The organism is Streptomyces sp. UNOC14_S4 (genome assembly GCF_020740835.1).
Lineage (GTDB): Bacteria > Actinomycetota > Actinomycetes > Streptomycetales > Streptomycetaceae > Streptomyces.
Genome location: NZ_JAINFC010000769.1, coordinates 1 through 2,513 on the forward strand (window position 1 = coordinate 1; position 2,513 = coordinate 2,513).

A 2,513-nucleotide genomic window follows, 5' to 3' on the forward strand; every position below is an offset into this window, starting at 1 on the left:
CTCCGGCCCACGGCACGTACGTACCGCCGCAGCCCGTTTACGCGCCGCCCGCGTGGCGGTACGACCCTTGGGCGGCCGTGCCGCCCGTACCGCCGCGGCCGCCCGCGCGCAGGCGGGCGCGGCTCGTCGCGGGCGCCCTGGGCGTCGCGCTCGTCGCCGGTGGCATCGGGGGCGTGGTCGGGGCGCACTTGGAGCGCAACGGCACCGTGGGGCACCACGTGCGCCTGCCGCAGGCGCCCGCGGAACGCACCGACCGGGCGCCGGGCAGCGTCGCCGGGATCGCCGCGCGCGCCCTGCCCGGTGTGGTGACCATCCACGTACGCGGCAACGGCGACCAGGGCACCGGTACCGGCTTCGTGCTGGACAAGGAAGGCCGGATCCTCACCAACAACCACGTCGTCGAGCCCGCGGGCACGCACGGCGACATATCCGTGACCTTCAGCGGCGGGCAGACGGCCAAGGCCGCCGTCGTCGGGCGCGACAGCGGTTACGACCTCGCCGTGATCAAGGTGTCGGGGGTGACCGGCCTGACCCCGCTCACGCTGGGCAACTCCGACTCCGTCCGCGTCGGCGACTCCGTGATCGCCATCGGTGCCCCCTACGACCTCGCGGGCACCGTCACCACCGGGATCATCAGCGCCAAGGAGCGCCCGATCACGGCGGGCGGCCAGAAGCAGGACGGCAGCGATGTCAGCTATGTCGACGCCCTCCAGACCGACGCCCCGATCAACCCGGGCAACTCGGGCGGCCCGCTCGTGGACTCCGAGGCCCGCGTCATCGGCATCAACAGCGCCATCCGCTCCGCGGGCGACAGCAGCGAGCTCGGCGGCGGTCAGGGCGGCAGCATCGGCCTGGGCTTCGCCATACCGATCAACCAGGCGAAGCGCGTCGCCGAGGAGCTGATCAACACCGGCAGGGCCACTCACCCCGTCATCGGGGTGAACCTCGACATGACGTACTCGGGGGACGGCGCACGGGTGAATTCCCGGAGCTCCGGCAGCCCGGCCGTCACCCCGGGCGGGCCCGGTGACAAGGCGGGCCTCCGGGACCGTGATGTGATCAAGAAGGTCGACGGTGTCCCGGTGCACAGCGGCCAGGAGCTGATCGTCAAGGTCCGCAGTCACCGGCCGGGTGACCGGCTCGGGCTCACCATCGAGCGCGACGGGCAGGAGCGGACCATGGAGCTGACCCTGGGTTCGGCGGGTGCCCGATGATCATTGGTCAGTTATTGGCCTGGGTGACGCCTGTGCCGGTCCCCGGGCCAGGTACCGTGATAGGTGGCCGCGACCCCCGGCCATCGACGCCTCAAGGAGCTGCTACGTGCTCGACATAGGACCCCTCGAGCTGGTCGCGCTCGTGGTGATCGCCATCCTCATCTTCGGCCCGGACAAACTGCCGAAGATGATCCAGGACGTGTCGCGGACGTTGCGCAAGATCCGGCAGTTCTCCGAGAACGCCAAGCAGGACATCCGCTCCGAGCTCGGTCCGGAGTTCAAGGACTTCGAGTTCGAGGACCTCAACCCCAAGACCTTCGTGCGCAAGCACGTCCTCGACAAGGACGAGCTGGGCCTGAAGGAGATCCGCAACGGCTTCGACTTCCGTGCGGAGGCGGGCGAGGTCACCGACGCCGTCCACGGTCGCAGCAGTGGGCCGGAGCCGTCCTCCACCCCGCGTACGCCCGGCTCGAACAGCCAGAGCAGCGGCCCTGACCTGCTGAAAAAGCGCGAGGGGCTGCAGCAGGGCGAGCGGCCGCCCTTCGATTCCGACGCCACCTGAGTCCGCACATCCCATGCGCCATTGACGGGGGTGGCTATTCTCCCTGTGTTTGGGGTGGAGTCGTCCCGGGGGCTGGCTCGCCTGACGGACAACGGGCATGAGGAGGCGCCACGCAGATGGAGACGACGAGTCGGCCAGGGGCGCGAGGTCCGGCCGGTGAGGCAGCCGCGTCGGCAGCGCAGGACGCGGCACGGAGCGGTCCCGGCACCCGGCGATCCGTCGATGCCGACGGCTACCTGCAGGCGTCGTTCCCGTGGTACGGCCTGGACGAGGCGTACAGCGGGCCGCGCTGGCTGATGCAGGTCGGCGCGGCCGCCGACGGGACCGTGGAGCACGGCTCCACCGGGCATGGCGAGGAGCCCTCGCTGCGCGGCGAGCGGGGAGCGGCACCCGCCGCCGACCCGCAGCGCTTCGCCGTCGTGGTGACCGTCGCCAGCCGTCCCGTACGCCGCAGCGCCGACGGCACGGGCGTGCTGGAGGCCACCTCGGTCTCCTCCGCGGCCTGGCTGGCCGGTTCCGGGCTGCTGTCGTGCACCTGGCCCGCGCAGATGGAACGCGTCCTGCGGCAGGACTGGCTCGACCAGCAGACGGCCCTGGCCTGGGAGCTCGCCGACCACTTGGACGAGCCCGCGTGGTCCACGCTGTCCCTGCCCGTCGACGGCGTCCCGACCGACTTCCGTTACCGCGAGTCGGAGTACGGGTGGGTGCTGGCGGGCTCCGCGGAAGGGGTTCTTCTC

Annotated in this window: 3 protein-coding genes; all 3 read left to right on the forward strand. The window is 71.6% G+C overall.

Annotated features, from left to right (window positions below; genetic code table 11):
- Positions 1 to 1,214: S1C family serine protease (locus K6I34_RS35505; protein ID WP_229332153.1), on the forward strand; the 1,214-nt coding region annotated here is incomplete at its 5' end.
- Between the two features lie 106 nt (positions 1,215 to 1,320).
- The gene (locus tag K6I34_RS35510) at positions 1,321 to 1,776 is read left to right on the forward strand and encodes a sec-independent translocase (protein WP_229332154.1); all 456 of its coding nucleotides are present in this window, start codon (positions 1,321 to 1,323) and stop codon (positions 1,774 to 1,776) included.
- A 116-nt stretch (positions 1,777 to 1,892) separates the two neighbouring features.
- Positions 1,893 to 2,513 (forward strand): hypothetical protein (locus K6I34_RS35515; protein ID WP_229332155.1); only part of this gene is annotated, 621 nt, incomplete at its 3' end.